Origin of the sequence: Clostridium sp. (assembly GCF_016650095.1) — a bacterium.
GTDB lineage: Bacteria > Bacillota > Clostridia > Clostridiales > Clostridiaceae > Clostridium_AD.
Window position 1 is genome coordinate 1 of the sequence record NZ_JAENWL010000346.1, and the last position, 4,085, is coordinate 4,085.

A 4,085-nucleotide genomic window follows, 5' to 3' on the forward strand; every position below is an offset into this window, starting at 1 on the left:
AGTAAACACATTAATAAAATTTGCATTCTTTAGCACCAAATCTGATTTAACCCTACCCATAGCAGCATCAATGTTTTTCCTAATCTGATCCATGCACTTTCCCCCTTAAGTAATTTGTATGAGATCCCTTTATAATCTTTATCTTGTTATTTTTCTTATTCTTTATATTAAATTATTACGAAAAGGGTTACAGTATTCCTTTTTGCTAAGTTTATTATGAAATTTCTACGGAGTGGCTTGCAATAAGAAGCGAGAAACAATTGAAATTTGATTTAGAAATTCTTCTTTTGCGAGTGTAAAATTCTTGTGAGACTGACAGGATGTCAGTCTAGCGAATCTGAGGCAGGACGCCGAATATGAGCGCCAGAGAATTTTATACGAGCAAAAGATTAGAATTTCTTAATCGAATTTCTTATTTGGAGTTCGTTTGCAAGGCCCGCAGTAGAAATTCTTATATATTATCTGATCAAATAAAAAAAACACAGCTATTGCTGTGTTCACAACTATTCTTCTACTATTTTTTGTACTATTTCCTCTTCCACTTTTACTGGTAATTTATTATACCAATCTACATATATATAAAACAAACTTACGACATCTTGTTCATTATATAATAGTATTTTATCTATTTTCTCCTGAGGCATTCTATTTATATAATCATCATCTTTTACTATCTTACCAAAGGTTTTAGCTAAATTTGATCCACTTATTAATTCGCTTTCGCGATCAATTTCAAATATCTTTTCTAGTGCTTTAAGTCCGATGCAAGTTCCTTCCGCTTTTTCATAACATTTTTGTAAATCTATTTCTCCAAAATACCCCTCTAGTACGAAGTCTGTTTTATGCGCCTTTAATAAATAGTTTATAACTGTAAAATCATTGTTTCCTGAAAACGTAACAATGTATTTTTTATTATACTTCATTTTCATTTCTTCAAAATAATTTTTAGCTAAAGATAATATTTCTATAGCATCTTTTTTATTTTCTGCCATATATTGTGTAACCTTTAACTCATTCGAAATCTCATCATAAAAGCAGCACCCAAACACTCCAATACAAATGGGTTTTTTATAAATGTAATGTTCTAAATCAAAAAACAATGCATCTTTAAAGAGTTGTTTATTTCCGTCTATGGCAAGTGAACCTTCCGTTGAAATTTCTCCCACCTTAATACTATTAAGTTTTGTAATCACAATATCACTCTTTTCTACTAAATTTACGAACTTTTTACTAAGCTTTCTAACTTTTATTAAGTTTACTAAAAAGCAAAACAGTAAATTTGCACAAATCTAATTTAAAACTCTGCTCTTCTTATATGTTATCACATTTTCTCTATTATATGAAAGTATTTTAAAAACTTTATAAATTATACCGTTGTTTTATATTGACACTAATAGATAACCATGCTAAAATGATATTGAGAATTATTTTCATTAAGGAGTGATTATTATGAGCATCTACGATTTAAAGCCAGGAGATAAAGCACTAATTCATTCAATTTGTGGGGATGAGAAGTTCGCTAAAAGATTACTCGCACTAGGTTTCATAGAAGGTACCGAAGTAACTTTAAAAGCTACTGCACCTCTAGGAGATCCTATAATTCTAAATTTACGCGGTTTCAATTTAGCCATTAGAAAAAATGACGCTAAAAATATATATATTAAACAGGCCTAATTATTATCCAAGAAGCAAAAAATCGTACTAGAGAAATACACGAGACATAATAAGGAGGATTTAAATGATCACTGCTGCACTATTAGGAAATCCTAATGTTGGTAAAACTACTTTATTCAATGCACTTACAGGTTCTAACCAATACGTGGGGAATTGGGCGGGAGTAACGGTCGAGAAAAAAGAAGGGATTATAGATAACAAGATAACAATTGTTGACTTACCTGGTATTTATGCCATGGATACTTATTCAAACGAAGAAAAAGTTTCCAAGGAATTTTTACAAAACGGTAACGTGGATGTAATCATAAATATTGTTGATGCATCAAGTCTTGATAGAAATTTATACCTTACAACTCAATTAAAGCAATTTAACAAACCAATAATTTTAGTACTAAACATGGTCGACGTAGCACTATCTAAGGGAATAGACATTGACTATACTATATTATCACAAAAACTAGGGGTAACAATAATACCTATAGTAGCTTCAAAAGGCATAGGTATTTCTGATGTTAAAAGTTGCTTACTCAAAAAAGATTATGTTACTGAGTCTTCAAATAGCCTAAAATTTAAAGATGAAAAAGAAACTTATGCTTATATTGAAGTTTTATTAAAATCCTGCACTAATAAAAAAAATCATAATAAAGTTTCTATTACAGAAAAAATAGATAAAATCGTGCTTAATAGATTACTTGCTTATCCACTATTTTTCGGACTTTTATTTTTAATTTTTATGTTTACCTTCAATTGGGCAGGACAACCTTTGGCTAATTTACTAGATAACTTGCTTAATGATTTATTTGTTCCATTTTTAAGTAATCTACTTGCGAGTAACAGTTCATGGTTTTCTTCTCTTATAATTGATGGTATCGTAGCTGGAGTAGGTTCCGTAGTAGTATTTTTACCAGTTATATTGGCATTATTCTTAGGTGTTTCTTTTTTGGAAGACAGTGGATACATGGCAAGAGCTGCTTTTATAATGGATAAATTGATGAGAAAAATGGGTTTATCAGGTAAAGCATTCATTCCATTAATTGTTGGTTTCGGTTGTTCTGTGCCAGGAATAATGTCTGCTAGAACTTTAGAGAGTGATAAAGACAGAAAATTAACTGCACTTTTAGTGCCCCTTATGTCCTGCAATGCTAGGCTTCCTGTTTATGCATTGTTTGCATCGGTATTTTTCCCAGGGAGAGAAACACTCATGGTATTTTCATTATACTTAATGGGTATTGGACTCGCCTTTGGCCTAGGCCTTCTATTTAAAAACACAATATTTAAAAAGGATGAAGAACCTTTTATTATAGAATTACCAGAATACAAATTACCAGAACTAAAGAGTTTATTAATACACACTTGGGATAAAGGTAAAGGTTTTTTGAAGAAAGCCGGAACTATAATCTTCTCGATTTCCGTATTAGTATGGTTTTTATCGAATTTTAACACTTCAGGTATGGTTGATATTAACTCTAGCTTCCTCGCAGCTATAGGAAGATTTATAAATCCAATATTTATCCCACTTGGATTTGCTTCATGGCAAAATTCAGTATCACTACTAACTGGTCTTATGGCTAAAGAAGTAGTTGTGGGTACTATGGGTGTTATATATGGTGGCAATTTAAAACATATCTTAGCCAATTATTTTACGCCTCTATCCGCTTATAGTTTCTTAGTTTTTGTATTACTCTACACTCCTTGTGTATCAGTAATAGCAACTATGAGAAAAGAATACGGAAACAAAATGGCAATTTTTTCTTTAACCTATCAATTAATACTTGCTTGGATAGTTTCTTTCATAATATTTAATGTAGGTAGCCTTTTTATTCACTAGCATGCTAGTAGTCACTAACATTCTATAGTGGATAATAAGAAGATATATAGTATAAAATATAAAGAGGTGATGACCAGTGGAATTTATAATTGTTGGTATGATTGTTATTGCAGCTGGATATATATTATATTCCAGCATAAAAAAACAAGCAAATGGTGATTGTGGTTGTGGAAATGGCTGTAAGGGCTGCAGTCATGGTTGCGAGACAAAGCCATTTATTAAGAATGATAATAAAATCAAATAGAAAAAGTGGTATTGTACATCAATGTACAATACCACTTTTTTAAAGATGGCTGTTAACTGTTTTTAGTGGCTGATCTGTATTTCTATTATTCAAATGAGCCATTTGTTTTTTAGCAAATTTTTCTTTCCTTTTAAGCTCCAAGTCATTTTCAATAGTGTTAATTACTTTGAAAATCTTAGGTAAATTTACAACATCTTCGTAATTGTGCAACATGAGGATTTCCGTCAATTTCTCATCATGTTTTACTAGGTATTTATTGTACAGTTCAACCCACTTAGCTCCATTTATTTCATCTTGCCTTTTAATACCAGTAAACTGCTCTACACTTTTTAAACTACA

5 protein-coding genes are annotated in these 4,085 nt (G+C 30.8%); 3 read left to right on the forward strand and 2 right to left on the reverse strand.

From position 1 onward, the window contains the following. Positions 1-503: 503 nt before the first annotated feature. Positions 504-1,193: a ribonuclease H-like domain-containing protein gene (locus tag JJE11_RS15920; RefSeq protein WP_291637378.1), complete on the reverse strand. Its 690-nt coding sequence runs from the start codon at positions 1,191-1,193 to the stop codon at positions 504-506. A gap of 256 nt (positions 1,194-1,449) precedes the next feature. On the opposite strand from JJE11_RS15920, the gene JJE11_RS15925 reads away from it, so the two are divergent. The 3 genes from JJE11_RS15925 (at position 1,450) to JJE11_RS15935 (ending at position 3,746) form a co-directional block, all read left to right on the forward strand. Further along, entirely contained in the window at positions 1,450-1,674 is a 225-nt protein-coding gene (locus JJE11_RS15925) for a FeoA family protein (protein ID WP_291637380.1), read from the forward strand. Positions 1,675-1,738: 64 nt separating this feature from the next. After that, positions 1,739-3,502, forward strand: a complete 1,764-nt coding sequence (gene feoB / locus JJE11_RS15930; protein ID WP_291637382.1) for a ferrous iron transport protein B — start codon at positions 1,739-1,741, stop codon at positions 3,500-3,502. 76 nt (positions 3,503-3,578) lie between these two features. Further along, entirely contained in the window at positions 3,579-3,746 is a 168-nt protein-coding gene (locus JJE11_RS15935; protein WP_291637384.1) for a FeoB-associated Cys-rich membrane protein, read from the forward strand. Positions 3,747-3,785: 39 nt separating this feature from the next. Here JJE11_RS15935 and JJE11_RS15940 read toward each other — a convergent pair. Beyond that, positions 3,786-4,085: ribonuclease H-like domain-containing protein (locus tag JJE11_RS15940; RefSeq protein ID WP_291637386.1), on the reverse strand; the 300-nt coding region annotated here is incomplete at its 5' end.